The following is a 15,199-nucleotide window of genomic DNA, read 5'->3' on the forward strand; positions in this document are numbered from 1 at the left end:
TCGGTCCGCTCAGGCCTTGTGACGGGGCTTCCGGAAGGGCTTCTCCTCGCGGTCGCCGTGCGCCGGGCGCTCGTCGCGGTCGCGCTTGTCGTAGCGGGTCGGGCGACCACGGCCGTCGCCGTCGCGCGAGGACGACCCGCGTCGCGCCCCGGGGCCACGGTCGGGAGCGATCTCGATCAGTCGTCCCGAGATACGGGTGTCGCGGAGCTTGTCGAGGACGGCGGGGTCGAGGTTCGCCGGAAGCTCGACGATCGAGAAGTCGGGACGGATGTTGATCGCCCCGAAGTCGTCGCGGCCCAGACCGCCCTCGTTCGCGAGCGCGCCCACGATCTGTCGCGGCTCGACGCGGTGCCGGCGACCCACCTCGATGCGGTACGGCGTGTAGTCGCCGCGGCCGCGACGCTCCCGGGGTTCGCGCGGCTCCCGCGTCTGCCGCTCGCGCGGCGGGCGGTTGTCGGCGGCCACGGCCTGCGACAGGGCGTCCTGGGCGGGGTCGAGGAGCAGCGGCGTGGCGCCCTGGGCGACCACGGCGAGAGCGGCCGCGACGTCGCCTTCCGGCACATCGTGATGCCGCACGTAGTGGGCGATGATGTCGCGGAACGCGTCGATGCGCGTCGTCTCCGAGAGCGCGGTCGTGATGGCGTCGTCGAAGCGGGCGAGCCGCGTCGTGTTCACGTCCTCGGTGCTCGGGAGCTGCATCTGCGTGGGCTGCTGACGCGTGGCCTTCTCGATGTGCTTGAGCAGGTAGCGCTCGCGCGGGGTGATGAAGCTGATCGCGTCACCCGTCCGGCCGGCCCGCCCGGTCCGTCCGATGCGGTGGACGTACGACTCGGTGTCGGTGGGGATGTCGAAGTTGACCACGTGGCTGATGCGCTCGACGTCGAGGCCGCGGGCGGCGACGTCCGTGGCGACGAGGATGTCGAGCTTGCCGTCCTTGAGCTGGTTGACGCTGCGCTCGCGCTGCACCTGCGGCACGTCGCCGTTGATCGCGGCGGCGGAGTATCCGCGGGCGCGGAGCTTCTCGGCCAGGGTCTCGGTCTCGTTCTTCGTGCGGACGAAGACGATCATCCCGTCGAAGTTCTCCACCTCGAGGATGCGGGTCAGAGCGTCCACCTTCTGCGCGTAGGAGACGACGAGGTAGCGCTGGGTGATGTTCGTGTTGGTCGCGGTCTTGGACTTGACCGTGATCTCCTCCGGGTCGCGGAGGTACTGCTGCGCGAGGCGGCGGATCTGCGCGGGCATCGTCGCCGAGAACAGGGCGACCTGCTTCTCCTCCGGCGTCTGCGCGAGGATCTGCTCGACGTCTTCGGCGAAGCCCATCTTCAGCATCTCGTCGGCTTCGTCCAGCACGAGGTACTGCAGCTCGGAGAGGTCGAGCGTGCCCTTGGCGAGGTGGTCCATGATGCGGCCGGGGGTTCCCACGACGACGTGCACGCCACGGCGGAGCGCGGACAACTGCACCCCGTAGCCCTGACCGCCGTAGACGGGGAGCACGTGCACGCCCTTCATGCGCGACGCGTAGGACTCGAAAGCCTCGCAGACCTGCAGCGCGAGCTCGCGGGTCGGGGCGAGGACGAGGGCCTGCGGCGTCTTCTGCGTGACGTCGAGCCGCTCCAGCACGGGGAGGGCGAAGGCGGCGGTCTTGCCGGTGCCGGTCTGCGCCATGCCGACCACATCGCGGCCGGCGAGCAGCGTCGGGATGGTCGCGGCCTGGATGGGCGAGGGGGTCTCGTAACCGAGATCCTTGACGGCCTTGAGGACCGGCCCGGTGATGCCGAGGTCCTCGAATCCGGGGGTTGCGGGGGACTCGTCAGGGGCGTCGGTGGGGGTCACTTCTTCAGGGGTCACTTCCCAAGGGTAGCGCGCCCGGCGACCCGCTTCCTGTGCGACCGGGTCAGACGCCCGAGGTGAGGGCGAGCAGCTTCTCCTTCACCTGCCGGCGGAGCACCTTGCCGATCAGCGACGTCGGCAGCTCGTCGACGACGAAGACGCGGCGCGGCACCTTGTACGGCGTGAGGATGCTGCGGGCGTACTCGCGGATCGCCTCGACATCGACATCGGCCCCGGGGTCGACGACGATCGCCGCCACGACCTCCTCGCCCGAGTGGTCGCTGGGCAGTCCGACGACCGCAGCGTCGACGACCGACGGATGCTGGCGCAGCGCGTTCTCGACCTCGGTGGGGGCGACGTTGAAGCCGCCCGTGATGATGAGCTCCTTGATCCGGTCGACGATCCGCACGAATCCGGCGTCGTCGATCGTGACGATGTCGCCCGTCCGGTACCAGCCGTCGACGAACACGGCCTCCGTCTCCTCGGGCTTTCCGTAATACCCGGAGAAGACCTGAGGGCCGCGCACGACGAGCTCGCCGGCGGAACCGGCCGGGACGTCCTCGGTGGGGTCCTCCGGATCGACGACGCGGCACTCCGTCCCGGGGAGCGGGAGGCCCACCGTGCCGGGGACACGGTTGTCGGCCACCGGGTTCGCCATGAGGACGGGGGAGCACTCGCTCAGACCGTAGCCCTCGACGAGATAGCCGTGCGTCGCGGCTTCGAACGGGACGACGAGTTCGTGCGGCAGCGCCATGGCGCCGGAGATCGCCACTTCGATGCCGTCGAGGGAGACGCCCTTGGCGTTGGCGGCCGCGAGCAGCCGGTCGGCGATGGGCGGCACGAGCGGCAGGAACGTCGCCGGGTGCTTCTTGACCACGTCCAGCACGAGATCGGGATCGAACTTCGGGAACAGCACGAGGCGCGCCCCCATCGACATCGCGAAGGTGAGGCAGAGGGTCAGGCCGTAGGCGTGGAACATGGGCAGCACGGCGTACACGACGCAGCCCTTGCCGCGCTGGATGGATGGGACCCAGGCCTGGGACTGTGCCGCATTGGCGAGGAGGTTGCGGTGGGTGAGGGCGGCGCCCTTCGGCGTGCCCGTGGTCCCCGACGTGTACTGGATGATCGCCAGGTCGTCCGTGCCGGGCTGCGGGTGCGAGGCGGGGATCGGGGCACCGGCGACCACCGACTCCCAGAGGACGGTGCCGCGGACGCGCTCGGTCAGCGCCGCCCGCGATTCCCTCGCCTTCGCCACCGGCAGCCGGAGCGCGAAGCGGGTGAGTGCGGGCATGGCGCGAGTGACGTCAACGGACACGAGCGTCGAGACGGCCAGGTCGCTCGGGAACTCCTGAACCGTCGCCACGACCTTGTTCCAGACGATCGCGTGCTTGGCGCCGTGGTCCTCGAACTGCTTGCGCAGCTCGCGGGGGGTGTAGAGCGGGTTGTGCTCGACCACGACCGCTCCGAGTCGCAGCACGGCGTAGAACGCCACGATGTGCTGGGGGCAGTTCGGCAGGACGATGGCGACCGGGTCGCCGGCGCGCACGCCGAGATCCCGGAGCCCCGCGGCGGCGCGATCGATCGCCTCCTGCAGCTGTGCGTAGGTGGTCTCCCTGCCGAAGAACTGCAGGGCCGGGGCATCGGGATAGTCCCGCGCCGACGCGGCGACGATGTCCACGAGGGAGCCGCTGACGGGGGCGAGGTCCTCCGGGACGCCGTCGGCGTAGCTGGCGATCCACGGGCGAGGGGGCTGGAACGTGCTCACGCGCCCAGCTTAGGCGGGCCGCGCCGCACCGAGCGGCGGGCGGCTCGCCAACTAGACTGGGGAGCGTGTCTGAAATCACCCCTGATCTTGTGCGCCATCTCGGCGTGCTCGCGCGCATCCAGCTGAACGACGACGAGGTGACGCGGCTCACCGGCCAGCTCGACGCCATCGTCGACAACATCGCCAAGGTGTCCGAGGTCGCGACCGCCGATGTCGCCGCGACCAGCCACCCGATCCCGCTGAGTAACGTGTTCCGTCCCGACGTGGTCGGCGAGACGCTGACGCACGAGCAGGTGCTGCAGAACGCCCCGGACCAGGCCGACGGCCGGTTCCGCGTCACCGCGATCCTGGGAGAAGAGCAGTGAGCGACATCATCCGACTGACGGCGGCGGAGCTCGCCGACAAGCTCACGACGCGCGAGGTCTCCAGCGTCGAGGCCACGCAGGCGCACCTCGACCGCATCGCCCAGGTCGACGGCGCCGTGCACGCGTTCCTGCACGTCAACGAGCACGCGCTCGAGGCCGCGGCCGACATCGACGCCCGCCGTGCCGCGGGGGAGGACCTCGGGCCGATCGCCGGTGTCCCGCTCGCGATCAAGGACGTCCTCGTCACGACCGATCAGCCGACCACGAGCGGCTCGCGGATCCTCGAGGGCTACCGCTCGCCGTATGACGCGACGGTCGTGGCCCGCTCCCGTGCCGCCGGACTCATCCCGCTCGGCAAGACGAACATGGACGAGTTCGCGATGGGCTCGTCGACGGAGCACTCCGCCTACGGCCCGACCCGCAACCCCTGGGATCTCGACCGGATCCCCGGGGGCTCGGGTGGGGGCTCTGCCGCCGCCGTCGCCGCCTTCGAGGCCCCGCTCGCCCTCGGCTCCGACACCGGCGGATCGATCCGTCAGCCTGCGCACGTGACCGGCACGGTCGGCGTGAAGCCGACGTACGGCGGTGTCAGCCGATACGGCGCCATCGCGTTGGCGTCGAGCCTCGACCAGGTCGGCCCGGTCACCCGCACGGTGCTCGATGCCGGTCTGCTGCACGACGCGATCGGCGGCCATGACCCGAAGGACTCCACGTCGCTCGACGAGCAGTGGCCGTCCTTCGCGGCGGCCGCACGCGAGGGTGCGCGCGGCGACGGCCTCAAGGGTCTGCGCGTCGGCGTCATCCGCGAGCTCCCCGACAGCGTTTTCCAGCCGGGCGTCGCGGCGTCGTTCCGCAGCGCGCTGGCGCTGCTCGAGGCGCAGGGCGCGGAGATCGTGGAGATCGGTGCGCCGCACTTCGAGTACGGCGTGGCCGCCTACTACCTGATCCTGCCGGCGGAGGCCTCGAGCAACCTGGCCAAGTTCGACTCGGTGCGCTTCGGTCTCCGCGTCACCCCGGCCGGGAACCCCACCGTCGAGGACGTGATGTCCGCCACGCGCGACGCCGGCTTCGGCGACGAGGTCAAGCGCCGCATCATCCTCGGCACCTACGCGCTGTCGGCGGGCTACTACGACGCGTACTACGGCAGCGCGCAGAAGGTCCGCACGCTGATCCAGCAGGACTTCGCCGCGGCCTTCGCCGATGTCGACGTCATCGCGACCCCGTCGGCCCCGACCACCGCGTTCAAGCTCGGTGAGAAGATCGACGACCCGCTGCAGATGTACCTCAACGACATCACGACGATCCCGGCGAACCTCGCCGGTGTCCCCGGCATCTCGATCCCGAGTGGTCTTGCGGACGACGACGGCCTGCCCGTCGGCATCCAGTTCCTCGCCCCGGCGCGGGAGGACGCTCGTCTGTACCGCGTGGGCGCCGCCCTCGAGACGCTGCTCGTGGACTCCTGGGGCGCGCCGCTGCTGTCCCGTGCCCCCCAGCTGGAAGGAGGCGCGCGCTGATGGCCGCTGCCAAGCTCATGGACTTCGACAAGGCGCTCGAGATGTTCGAGCCGGTCCTCGGATTCGAGGTGCACGTCGAGCTCAACACGAACACGAAGATGTTCTCCGACGCGCCCAACCCCGCGAACGAGGCGTACCACGCGGCGGAACCGAACACCCTGATCGCGCCGGTCGACCTGGGTCTGCCCGGTTCGCTGCCGGTCGTCAACGAGACGGCCATCCGATCCTCGATCAGCCTCGGCCTCGCGCTCGGCTGCTCGATCGCCGAGTCCAGCCGTTTCGCCCGGAAGAACTACTTCTACCCGGACCTCGGCAAGAACTATCAGATCTCCCAGTACGACGAGCCGATCGCCTTCGAGGGCTCGGTGGAGGTGGAGCTCGAGGACGGCACGATGGTGACGATCCCGATCGAGCGCGCGCACATGGAGGAGGACGCCGGCAAGCTCACGCACATGGGCGGCTCGACCGGGCGTATCCAGGGTGCCGAGTACTCGCTCGTCGACTACAACCGTGCCGGTGTCCCGCTCGTCGAGATCGTGACGAAGACCATCTTCGGCACCGATCACCGGGCCCCCGAGGTCGCCAAGGCCTACGTCGCCGCGATCCGCGACATCGTCCGCGGGCTCGGGATCTCCGAGGCTCGCCTCGAGCGCGGCAACCTCCGTTGCGACGCCAATGTGTCTCTCCGTCCTCGTGGCGAGGAGAAGCTCGGCACGCGCACCGAGACGAAGAACGTCAACTCGATGCGCTCGGTGGAGCGTGCGGTGCGGTACGAGATCCAGCGCCAGGCGCAGATCCTCGCCGACGGCGGCACCATCACCCAGGAGACGCGGCACTGGCACGAGGACACCGGGACCACCTCTCCCGGCCGTCCGAAATCGGACGCCGACGACTACCGGTACTTCCCCGAGCCCGACCTGCTTCCGGTGCAGCCTCCCCGTGAGCTGATCGAGGAGCTGCGTGCGGCGCTGCCCGAGCAGCCCGTCGCCCGCCGTCGCCGGCTCATGGACGAGTGGGGCTTCACCCCGCTGGAGTTCCAGGACGTGCGCAACGGCGGTCTGCTCGACGTCGTCGAGGCCACGATCGCCGCCGGGGCCACGCCCGCCGCGGCACGGAAGTGGTGGACGGGGGAGATCACCCGCCTCGCCAACGCGCAGGAGAAGGACGCGGTCGACCTGGTCAGCCCGGAGAGCGTCGCCGCACTGCAGCAGCTCGTCGATGCCGGCACGCTGACCGACAAGCTCGCGCGCCAGGTGCTGGAGGGCGTGATCGCCGGGGAAGGCACGCCGCAAGAGGTCGTCGACGCCCGTGGTCTCGCCGTGGTCTCGGACGACGGCGCCCTCATCGCGGCGATCGACGAGGCTCTCGCCGCGCAGCCCGACGTGATGGCCAAGATCCAGGATGGCAAGGTCCAGGCGGCCGGTGCCATCATCGGCGCGGTCATGAAGGCCATGAAGGGCCAGGCCGACGCCGCACGCGTCCGCGAACTCATCCTCGAGCGCGCCGCGCAGTGATTCTCGCCCCCGGGCCTCCGTGTCGGAGGCCCGGGGGACAATGGACTCATGGGACACGGTGATGGCAGAGGCCGCATGGTGTCCTCCGCCGACGCCGACGATTCCGGGACGCGGATCCTCCACGTCGACATGGATGCGTTCTACGCCGCCGTCGAGGTGCTGGATGATCCGGGTCTTCGCGGGCTGCCGCTGATCATCGGATCCCCGGACGGACGATCGGTCGTCTCCAGTGCTTCCTACGAAGCACGGCGCTACGGCGTGCGCTCCGCCATGCCCGTGTCGCAGGCTCTGCGGTTGTGTCCCACCGCACGTATCGTCCCGCCGCACTTCTCTCGGTATCAAGAGGTCTCGCGGCAGGTGATGGCGATCTTCGAGTCGTTCACGCCGCTCGTGGAACCGCTGTCGGTGGACGAGGCCTTCCTCGACGTGCAGGGTGTGCGCCGGCTCTGGGGGAGTCCCGCCCGGATCGCCGCCCAGATCCGCGAGCGCGTCCTCGCGGAGGTCGGCATCACCTGCAGCGTCGGCGTGGCCGCGACCAAGCACGTCGCGAAGATGGCATCGACCATGGCAAAGCCCGACGGAATGCTCGTGGTCGCCGAGCACGACACTCTCGCGTTCCTCGCGCCGCGCCCGGTACGGGCGCTGTGGGGAGTGGGGCCGAAGGCGGCGGAAGCTCTGGAAGCCCGCGGCCTCCGCACGATCGACGACCTGCGCACGGCGCCGCCGGAGATGCTGGACCGGGCGGTCGGGCCGGCGCTCAGCACGCGGCTCGCGCAGCTCGCCCGGGGAGAGGACCCCCGCGCCGTCGACACCGAGCGCGTGGAGAAGAGCATCGGCCACGAGGAGACGTTCGACCAGGACATCACGGATCGAGCGTTCCTCCGCGCCGAACTGCTCCGGCTCGCCGATCGCGTGGGCGCCCGCCTGCGTCGGGCCGGGTGGGAGACCTCCACGGTCGCGATCAAGATCCGCTTCGACGACTTCCGGACCGTCAACCGATCGCAGACGCTGAGTGAACCCACCGCGGTCGGGCAGCGCATCGGCGAGGCGGCGCAGGGTCTGTTCGCGCTCATCGAGCGTCGCGACCCGATCCGCCTCGTGGGAGTCCGCGCCGAGAACCTCCGGCCTGCGGGAGGCAGCGCGCTGGCGCTCTGGGATGACGACGAGGGCTGGCGCAAGGTCGAGGGGGCGGTCGACGAGGCCATGGCACGGTTCGGTTCGGCGACGATCAGCAGAGCGCGCCACATCGGACGAGGTGAAGGACGAGGTGCCGCTCGCCATCCGAAGGATCACGGCGTCGATTGACCGCGCGCCGGAGGCCGCCGTCGGCTACCGTGGGAACATGCCGAACATTGCACTGGAACTCGGGAATCAGGTCGCGTCCTTCGGCGTGAAGAGCGCATACGGGGAGCCGCAGGAGATCGACGGTGTCACCGTCACTCCGGTGGCGTTCACCTACGCCGGCTTCGGCGGCGCCAGCGGCGACGGAGGAGAAGGCGGCGGGGGCGGCGGCGTGTCGGTCCCGGTCGGTGTCTACGTCCGTCGCGAAGAGGGACTGCGCTTCGAGCCGAACATCGTGACGCTCCTGGTCGTGGCCGTGCCCTTCGTCTGGGTCACAGGTCGGGCACTCACGCGCATCATCCGTGCCCTCAAGAAGTGACGACGCGGTCGCAGCTGCTCTCTCGCACGCCGCGACACTGATCGTCGAGGACGTCCGCGCACTCGCGGCGTCCAATCCTGTCGTGATCATCGACGGGGGAAGCGGCGCCGGCAAGACCTCTCTGGCTGCGCGTGTGGCACATGCCTGGCCGGTTGCCGGCCGCGTGCAGGTCATCGCGCTGGATTCGCTGTACCCGGGCTGGGACGGACTCGACGGGGGCGCGGAGAAAGCGCTGGAGGGCATCCTCCGCCCGCACGGACGCGGCCTGCTCGGCGCCTGGCGTCGCTGGGATTGGGAGCGCGGCGAGGAGGCGGAGACCCACGCCGTGGATCCCGCACTCGGGGTCATCGTCGAGGGCAGCGGGATCCTGCGTCCGTCCACGGCACGGCTGGCGGATGTCCGCGTCTGGGTGGAGTCCGGGGAACAGTCACGCAAGTCACGGGCGCTCGCCCGGGACGGAGACACCTACCGCCCGCACTGGGACCGCTGGGCGGCGCAGGAGCGCCGTCACGTCGAGCGGGACCACCCCCGCGAACTCGCCACCCGAGTCGTCGAGGTTCCCTGAGCGCGCTCAGCGGAGGGCGTCGGCGTCGCTCTCATCCACGGCTTCGATGAGGAGCTCGAGGCGGTATCCCAGCCAGTCGTACACCGCTTGGCCATCGCCCCCGACGTCGGGCTCGTCGTCGGTGATGCCGAGGCGCGTCGCGATCACGAGGCGGATGGCGGTGAGGGTGCGCAGCCAGGCGTCCACGTGGTCACGGCGCACCACGACATCGCGGGGGATCCGGGCGTCGGCATCGGTCACCTCGGCGTCGGGGTCGAACATCTGCAGCGATGCGCGAACCGTGCGGGCGTCGTGCAACCGCCGGTCGAGGAGGTCCGCGCGCGTGGCGGAGGCGAATGCGGCCGACGCATCGTCGTCGTCCGGGTAGGCGTTCGGGGTCAGCCGGGCCACTCCCGGGTCGTCCTGTTCGGAGTCCCGCAGCACCTCCATGAAGTCATCGACGAGTCGGGCCAGGTGCATCCCCTCGATCGTGGCGACGGAGACGGTGATCGGCGTGGCGTTCATGCGGCCTTCCTGACGGTCGCCCAGAGTCCGTAGTCGTGCATCGCCTGAGCGTGCACCTCCATGGTCTCTCGCGGGCCGGTGGCGACGATCGCGTGGCCGTCGTGATGAACGGCGAGCATGAGGCGGGTGGCGTGTTCGGTCGTGTAGCCGAAGTAGGTGCGGAAGACGCGCACGACGTAGCTCATCAGATTCACGGGGTCGTTCCATACGACGACCTCCCAGGGCTCCAGCGGAGCAGCGAACAGGTCAGTGGTCTCCTCGACCTCGGGAAGAGCGGTCGACATGGTCATGCCCACCCGAGCTCATGCAGCTGCGCGTCGTCGATGCCGTGGAAGTGCGCGATCTCATGGACGAGCGTGGTGTGGATCTCGTCACGGAGTTGGTCGATGTCGTCGCACTGTGCGAGGTGCGGCTCCCGGTAGACGATGATGCGGTCGGGGAGCTCGCCCATCCCGTATTGCGTGCGCTCCGTCAGCGCCAGGCCGTCGTACAGGCCGAGCAGGTCGAGGCCGCCGTCCTCCGGACGGTCCTCCACGACGAAGACGACGTTCTCGAGCTGCTCGACCATCTCATCGGGCAGCTGGTCGAGCTCGTCGATCACGAGGGCCTCGAAGGCCGCGGCGTCCATGTCCATCCCCTCCAGCCTACGGCGACGGCCGGGTGCTCAGTGCAGAAGGACGAGGAGGGCTGCCACGCCGATGAAGAGGGTTCCGAACACCGTGTTGAGGATCCGCTGTCCCTGCGGGGAGCGCGTGAGACGCCGGAAGGGACGCGCCGCTGTGGCGAAGAACCCCCACATCACCAGGACATCGACGACCACGACCGTCGCGACGAGTGCCAGGTACTGGGGGAGCGGTGGCTGGTCCAGTCGGATGAACTGCGGGATGAACGCGAGGAAGAACACGATCGCCTTCGGGTTCAGCAGGTTCACCCAGAACCCGCGGCGCATCATCGACCAGTGGCTCTCCCGGGCGTCCACAGGATCCGGCGCGTCGTCGAGTGCCGGCGCGGGCCGGGTCAGGATCAACCGGATCCCGAGGTAGACGAGGTAGGCGGCGCCGGCGTACCGGATGACGTTGAACAGGAGATCCGAGCGTGAGACGAGGAGCCCGACTCCAGCGGCGACGATCACCACATGGACGATGAGCGCGATCTGTTGGCCGATGATGCCCCAGATCGAGCGCTTCCAGCCCTGGGTGAGGGAGTTGGACATCGTGTTGATCGCGCCGGCTCCCGGCGTGAAGCTGATCACCACGGATGCGGTGAGAAGGGAGAACCAGACCGCCAGTGACACCAGGACAGTCTAGGGCCGCGCGACCACGGGGCCGGACCGGCCGAAAGGCGAAGAGGCTCGGACCGAACGGTCCGAGCCTCTTCGAGCTGGGGTGAGTAACGGGGCTTGAACCCGCGACCTCCTGGACCACAACCAGGCGCTCTACCAGCTGAGCTATACCCACCATGCGCCCGCCGAAACAGGCAACCCCACGAGTCTATTACATGTTCGAGGTGAACTCCGACACCGTGCGGGCGGCGATCTCCTTCGCATCATCGCTGGAAGGTCCCGGTTCGTCGACGAAGACGGCTTCGCGGTAGTAACGCAGCTCGCGGATCGACTCGAGGATGTCCGCCAGCGCGCGGTGCCCGCCGTCCTTGGCAGGTGCCTGGAAGAACACCCGCGGGTACCAGCGGCGGGAAAGCTCCTTGATGCTGGAGACGTCGACGTTCCGGTAGTGCAGCCACTGGTCGACCTGTGGCATGTACTTCGCGAGGAACATCCGGTCGGTGCCGATCGTGTTGCCGGCGAGAGGCGCGCGGCGCTCCAGCGGGACGAAGCGGCGGATGTAGGCCAGCGTCTGTTCCTCCGCCTCCTCGAGGCTGATCCCCTGCGGGATCTCCTCGATGAGCCCGGAGGTCTCGTGCATCGCGGTGACGAAGTCGTTCATGTGCGCGAGGGCGTCCGCGCTCGGACGGATGACGACCTGGAAGCCGGGGTCGAGCGGACGCAGCTCGAAGTCGGTGACCACCACCGCGATCTCGACCAGTTCATCGATGGCGAGATCGAGTCCCGTCATCTCGCAGTCGATCCAGACGAGGCGGTCGTTCTCGGAAGCAGTCACCATGTCGCCATCCTATCGACGGCCCCGACATCCGCCGGGGGAGCGCGGTACGGTAGAGATGTCCGCCTCCGTAGCTCAGGGGATAGAGCAGGAGCCTTCTAATCTCTTGGTCGCAGGTTCGAATCCTGCCGGGGGCGCCAGTGATCGCCGGTCACGTCGACCGGAGGTCAGCAGTGTCGCAGCGCGTCGACGGCGTCGTCCGCGCGCCAGAACTCGCCGATCAGCCGGAAGCCGCCCGTCGCCAGATGGAGCCGCTCCGCCCGGTAACGGAGGCCGAGAGGATCGGCCACCACGCGCAGGTGGCCGAGGACGTGCTCGCGGCTGTCCTGTACGCGCCACAGGTGATCGGCGGCACGGACGAGGTGCTCTCGCCGGGACGCGAGCGGCGGGGCTACGAGGGGGATTCCGGGAGCAGGGATCGAAGCGGTGGTGGTGGCGGTCATGGTCTCTCCTTCCATGGTTCGAACATACGACCGACCACCGACATTGGCCCGCGCCTCGATATCCGGCCGTGGCCTGGCTTCTTCTGCACGGATGACGGTTGCCTTAGCCCGTCCACAGATCGCGCGATCGTGCCCCTGCAACGTGCTCCGCGAGGTGCACGCTGGAGGGCATCCGGCCACTGAGCCGGCAGCGAGAGGACGAACGCATGATCGACACCGTGACCATCGTGGGGAGAGTCGCGACGGAGCCCACCCCGGGGCGGACGAGTGCGGGGGTGCCCGTCACGAACTTCCGGCTGGCGAGCACGCACCGGCGCTTCGATGCAGCGAGCGGCTCGTGGGTGGACGCGGGGACCAACTGGTTCTCGATCGCCGCCTTCCGCCAGCTCGCGGAGCATGCGCGCGCATCGCTCAGGGTCGGCGACAGCGTCATCGTCTCGGGACGACTGCGCGTACGACCGTGGGAGAGCAATGGCAAGCAGGGGACGAGCGTCGACATCGACGCCGACACGATCGGACACGATCTGCGGTGGGGGACCACCGCGTACCGACCGAGCACCCGTCCGTCTCCCACGGATGCGGAGGAGAGCGGGGACGTCCCGACGACCGATGAGGAAGGGCGCGACGCGTGGGAACAGCCGGCGGAGGGCGAGGCGGCCTAGACTCTGCTCGTGCTCCGATCGGTCCTGAACTCCCGCGCTGTGGCGCTCGTGCTCGTCGCCGGTCTCTCGGCAGCCGTCCTCGCCGGATGCGCCCCGGAGCCGGAGGTGACGCCGACCCCGACCGGGACGGCCAGTGCCACGCCGACACCGCCGGCCGCGCCTGCTCTGGTGCCGGGCGGGAGCGCCGCAGACAACCTTCCCGTGTTCACCGCAGTGGCCGAACAGGTGTGGGGCACGGAGCAGCGTGCGGAGGGGCGGGCATACGTCGACGGTCTCGTCGCGGCGGGATTCGATCGGGACGCCATGCAGCTCACGCCGGACCAGTCCACGGTCGGGAACCCGGCGGAGAGCATCCAGTTCTCGGTCCGCTGGGGCGAGGAGGAGTGCCTGATCGGACAGGTCGGGCCCTCCACCGGCGCCGTCGTGACCACCGTCATGCCACAGCTCGCCGGCGCGCGCTGTCTGGTGGGCGTGACGCGGCCGATCGACTGGTGACCCGCGTACACAGATAAGCCCGCTCACGGCCGGTAGGCTGGAGTGTCGATCTTCGACGCCAACAGAAGGAGCGGTTTTCGGTGGCTGAGTACATCTACTCCATGGTTCGTGCCCGCAAGGCGGTGGGTGAGAAGCTCATCCTGGACGACGTCACGATGGCGTTCCTGCCGGGCGCGAAGATCGGCATGGTCGGCCCCAACGGCGCCGGAAAGTCGACGATCCTCAAGATCATGGCGGGGCTCGACACGCCCTCCAACGGTGAGGCCAAGCTCTCGCCGGGCTACTCCGTAGGCATCCTCATGCAGGAGCCCGAGCTCGACGAGTCGAAGACGGTCCTGGAGAACATCCAGGACGGCATCGCCATCAAGGCCAAGGTCGACCGGTTCAACGAGATCTCCGCGCTGATGGCCGACCCGGACGCCGACTTCGACGCGCTGCTCGCGGAGATGGGCACGCTGCAGGAGGAGATCGACGCGGCGGACGGCTGGGACCTCGATTCCCAGCTCGAGCAGGCGATGGACGCCCTGCGCACCCCGCCCGGCGACGCGGCCATCGCTCCGCTCTCCGGTGGCGAGAAGCGCCGTGTGGCGCTGGCCAAGCTGCTGCTGCAGAAGCCCGACCTGCTGCTCCTCGACGAGCCCACCAACCACCTCGACGCGGAGAGCGTGCTCTGGCTCGAGCAGCACCTCCAGTCGTACAAGGGCGCCGTGATCGCGATCACCCACGACCGGTACTTCCTCGACCACGTGGCCGAGTGGATCGCTGAGGTCGACCGCGGCCGCCTCATCGGCTACGAGGGCAACTACTCGACGTACCTGGAGAAGAAGGCCGAGCGCCTCGACATCCAGGGCAAGAAGGACGCCAAGCTCGCGAAGCGCCTCAAGGACGAGCTCGACTGGGTCCGCTCCAGCGCGAAGGGCCGCCAGACCAAGTCGAAGGCCCGTTTGGCCCGGTACGAGGAGATGGCGGCCGAGGCGGAGCGGACGAGGAAGCTGGACTTCGAGGAGATCCAGATCCCTGCCGGTCCTCGACTCGGCAACGTCGTCATCGAGGCGAAGAACCTCAAGAAGGGCTTCGACGGGCGCTCGCTCATCGACGGCCTGAGCTTCAGCCTCCCGCCGAACGGCATCGTCGGCGTCATCGGTCCGAACGGCGTCGGAAAGACGACCCTGTTCAAGACCATCGTCGGTCTCGAACCGCTGGACGGCGGAGACCTGAAGATCGGCGAGACCGTCAAGATCAGCTACGTCGACCAGTCGCGTTCGTCGATCGACCCGAACAAGACCCTGTGGGAGGTCGTGTCCGACGGTCTGGACTTCATCACGGTCGGCAAGACCGAGATCCCGTCCCGTGCCTACGTGTCCAAGTTCGGGTTCAAGGGTCCGGACCAGCAGAAGAAGGCCGGCGTGCTCTCCGGTGGAGAGCGCAACCGTCTGAACCTCGCGCTCACCCTCAAGGAGGGCGGCAACCTGCTCCTCCTCGACGAGCCGACCAACGACCTCGATGTCGAGACCCTGAGCTCCCTGGAGAACGCGCTGCTCGAGTTCCCCGGCTGCGCCGTGGTCATCACCCACGACCGGTGGTTCCTCGACCGGATCGCGACGCACATCCTCGCCTACGAGGGCACAGACGAGAAGCCCGACCAGTGGTACTGGTTCGAGGGCAACTTCGAGGCTTACGAGCAGAACAAGATCGAGCGCCTCGGGCCGGACGCGGCCAAGCCCCACCGCTCGACCCACCGCAAGCTCACGCGCGACTGAGCCGG

The 15,199-nt window shown here is 69.2% G+C and carries 17 protein-coding genes and 2 tRNA genes; 10 read left to right on the plus strand and 9 right to left on the minus strand.

The window, feature by feature from the left end:
- Positions 1 to 9 precede the first annotated feature (9 nt).
- Together AC3B5L_RS08120 and AC3B5L_RS08125 are read right to left on the minus strand one after the other, a co-directional pair.
- Positions 10 to 1,848, minus strand: a complete 1,839-nt coding sequence (locus AC3B5L_RS08120; protein ID WP_490096384.1) for a DEAD/DEAH box helicase — start codon at positions 1,846 to 1,848, stop codon at positions 10 to 12.
- A 46-nt stretch (positions 1,849 to 1,894) separates the two neighbouring features.
- The gene (locus tag AC3B5L_RS08125) at positions 1,895 to 3,595 is read right to left on the minus strand and encodes a long-chain-fatty-acid--CoA ligase (protein ID WP_490096385.1); all 1,701 of its coding nucleotides are present in this window, start codon (positions 3,593 to 3,595) and stop codon (positions 1,895 to 1,897) included.
- A gap of 65 nt (positions 3,596 to 3,660) precedes the next feature.
- Here AC3B5L_RS08125 and gatC point away from each other — a divergent pair, with 65 nt between their 5' ends.
- The 6 genes from gatC to AC3B5L_RS08155 are packed head-to-tail and all read left to right on the plus strand — an operon-like array spanning position 3,661 to position 9,213.
- Positions 3,661 to 3,960, plus strand: coding sequence for an Asp-tRNA(Asn)/Glu-tRNA(Gln) amidotransferase subunit GatC (gene gatC / locus AC3B5L_RS08130; RefSeq protein WP_025103377.1), 300 nt, complete (start codon positions 3,661 to 3,663; stop codon positions 3,958 to 3,960).
- Positions 3,957 to 5,474, plus strand: a complete 1,518-nt coding sequence (gene gatA, locus AC3B5L_RS08135) for an Asp-tRNA(Asn)/Glu-tRNA(Gln) amidotransferase subunit GatA (RefSeq protein ID WP_490096386.1) — start codon at positions 3,957 to 3,959, stop codon at positions 5,472 to 5,474. Before gatC ends, gatA begins: the two co-directional genes overlap by 4 nt.
- Entirely contained in the window at positions 5,474 to 6,988 is a 1,515-nt protein-coding gene (gatB, locus tag AC3B5L_RS08140; protein WP_259951623.1) for an Asp-tRNA(Asn)/Glu-tRNA(Gln) amidotransferase subunit GatB, read from the plus strand. The genes gatA and gatB overlap by 1 nt, the downstream gene beginning before the upstream one ends.
- Before the next feature lie 48 nt (positions 6,989 to 7,036).
- Positions 7,037 to 8,293 (plus strand): DNA polymerase IV, encoded by a 1,257-nt coding sequence (gene dinB / locus AC3B5L_RS08145; RefSeq protein WP_187664016.1) that lies wholly within the window; start codon positions 7,037 to 7,039, stop codon positions 8,291 to 8,293.
- Between the two features lie 37 nt (positions 8,294 to 8,330).
- Positions 8,331 to 8,648 (plus strand): hypothetical protein, encoded by a 318-nt coding sequence (locus AC3B5L_RS08150; protein WP_071328758.1) that lies wholly within the window; start codon positions 8,331 to 8,333, stop codon positions 8,646 to 8,648.
- Positions 8,632 to 9,213, plus strand: coding sequence for a nucleoside/nucleotide kinase family protein (locus AC3B5L_RS08155; protein ID WP_187664017.1), 582 nt, complete (start codon positions 8,632 to 8,634; stop codon positions 9,211 to 9,213). The genes AC3B5L_RS08150 and AC3B5L_RS08155 overlap by 17 nt, the downstream gene beginning before the upstream one ends.
- Before the next feature lie 6 nt (positions 9,214 to 9,219).
- On the opposite strand, the gene AC3B5L_RS08160 is transcribed toward AC3B5L_RS08155, so the two are convergent.
- The 6 genes from AC3B5L_RS08160 to orn form a co-directional block, all read right to left on the minus strand.
- Positions 9,220 to 9,717, minus strand: coding sequence for a DUF2017 family protein (locus tag AC3B5L_RS08160; protein ID WP_268776352.1), 498 nt, complete (start codon positions 9,715 to 9,717; stop codon positions 9,220 to 9,222).
- The gene (gene clpS, locus AC3B5L_RS08165) at positions 9,714 to 10,007 is read right to left on the minus strand and encodes an ATP-dependent Clp protease adapter ClpS (RefSeq protein ID WP_268776351.1); all 294 of its coding nucleotides are present in this window, start codon (positions 10,005 to 10,007) and stop codon (positions 9,714 to 9,716) included. Before clpS ends, AC3B5L_RS08160 begins: the two co-directional genes overlap by 4 nt.
- A complete protein-coding gene (locus AC3B5L_RS08170) occupies positions 10,004 to 10,351 on the minus strand; it encodes a metallopeptidase family protein (RefSeq protein ID WP_187664020.1) in 348 nt (115 codons plus the stop codon). Before AC3B5L_RS08170 ends, clpS begins: the two co-directional genes overlap by 4 nt.
- Positions 10,352 to 10,381: 30 nt before the next feature.
- Positions 10,382 to 11,011 carry a LysE family transporter gene (locus AC3B5L_RS08175; protein ID WP_187664021.1) on the minus strand — a complete coding sequence of 210 codons (630 nt, stop codon included), beginning with the start codon at positions 11,009 to 11,011 and terminating at the stop codon, positions 10,382 to 10,384.
- 87 nt (positions 11,012 to 11,098) lie between these two features.
- Positions 11,099 to 11,174 (minus strand) — tRNA-His (locus AC3B5L_RS08180).
- 36 nt (positions 11,175 to 11,210) lie between these two features.
- Entirely contained in the window at positions 11,211 to 11,837 is a 627-nt protein-coding gene (orn, locus tag AC3B5L_RS08185) for an oligoribonuclease (protein WP_187664022.1), read from the minus strand.
- Positions 11,838 to 11,898: 61 nt separating this feature from the next.
- Between orn and AC3B5L_RS08190 the strand changes: the two genes are divergently transcribed.
- A tRNA-Arg gene (locus AC3B5L_RS08190) sits at positions 11,899 to 11,974 on the plus strand.
- A gap of 27 nt (positions 11,975 to 12,001) precedes the next feature.
- Here AC3B5L_RS08190 and AC3B5L_RS08195 read toward each other — a convergent pair.
- The gene (locus AC3B5L_RS08195) at positions 12,002 to 12,277 is read right to left on the minus strand and encodes a hypothetical protein (RefSeq protein ID WP_187664023.1); all 276 of its coding nucleotides are present in this window, start codon (positions 12,275 to 12,277) and stop codon (positions 12,002 to 12,004) included.
- 206 nt (positions 12,278 to 12,483) lie between these two features.
- Here AC3B5L_RS08195 and AC3B5L_RS08200 point away from each other — a divergent pair, with 206 nt between their 5' ends.
- The 3 genes from AC3B5L_RS08200 to ettA all read left to right on the plus strand — a co-directional run bounded on the left by AC3B5L_RS08200 (position 12,484) and on the right by ettA (position 15,194).
- Positions 12,484 to 12,939: a single-stranded DNA-binding protein gene (locus tag AC3B5L_RS08200; RefSeq protein ID WP_490096387.1), complete on the plus strand. Its 456-nt coding sequence runs from the start codon at positions 12,484 to 12,486 to the stop codon at positions 12,937 to 12,939.
- A gap of 9 nt (positions 12,940 to 12,948) precedes the next feature.
- Entirely contained in the window at positions 12,949 to 13,434 is a 486-nt protein-coding gene (locus AC3B5L_RS08205; RefSeq protein ID WP_490096388.1) for a DUF6993 domain-containing protein, read from the plus strand.
- Between the two features lie 80 nt (positions 13,435 to 13,514).
- Positions 13,515 to 15,194: an energy-dependent translational throttle protein EttA gene (ettA, locus tag AC3B5L_RS08210; protein WP_025103391.1), complete on the plus strand. Its 1,680-nt coding sequence runs from the start codon at positions 13,515 to 13,517 to the stop codon at positions 15,192 to 15,194.
- Positions 15,195 to 15,199: the final 5 nt, after the last annotated feature.

It is taken from the genome of Microbacterium sp. C-MGS6 (genome assembly GCF_058140415.1).

Excerpts from the sequence above, each read along its gene's own strand:
- gatB (WP_259951623.1), top strand. The coding sequence starts at position 5,474 with ATGGCCGCTGCCAAGCTCATGGACTTCGACAAGGCGCTCGAGATGTTC.
- dinB (WP_187664016.1), top strand. The coding sequence starts at position 7,037 with ATGGGACACGGTGATGGCAGAGGCCGCATGGTGTCCTCCGCCGACGCC.
- AC3B5L_RS08150 (WP_071328758.1), top strand. The coding sequence starts at position 8,331 with ATGCCGAACATTGCACTGGAACTCGGGAATCAGGTCGCGTCCTTCGGC.
- AC3B5L_RS08160 (WP_268776352.1), bottom strand. The coding sequence starts at position 9,717 with ATGAACGCCACGCCGATCACCGTCTCCGTCGCCACGATCGAGGGGATG.
- clpS (WP_268776351.1), bottom strand. The coding sequence starts at position 10,007 with ATGACCATGTCGACCGCTCTTCCCGAGGTCGAGGAGACCACTGACCTG.
- AC3B5L_RS08170 (WP_187664020.1), bottom strand. The coding sequence starts at position 10,351 with ATGGACATGGACGCCGCGGCCTTCGAGGCCCTCGTGATCGACGAGCTC.
- orn (WP_187664022.1), bottom strand. The coding sequence starts at position 11,837 with ATGGTGACTGCTTCCGAGAACGACCGCCTCGTCTGGATCGACTGCGAG.
- AC3B5L_RS08195 (WP_187664023.1), bottom strand. The coding sequence starts at position 12,277 with ATGACCGCCACCACCACCGCTTCGATCCCTGCTCCCGGAATCCCCCTC.
- AC3B5L_RS08200 (WP_490096387.1), top strand. The coding sequence starts at position 12,484 with ATGATCGACACCGTGACCATCGTGGGGAGAGTCGCGACGGAGCCCACC.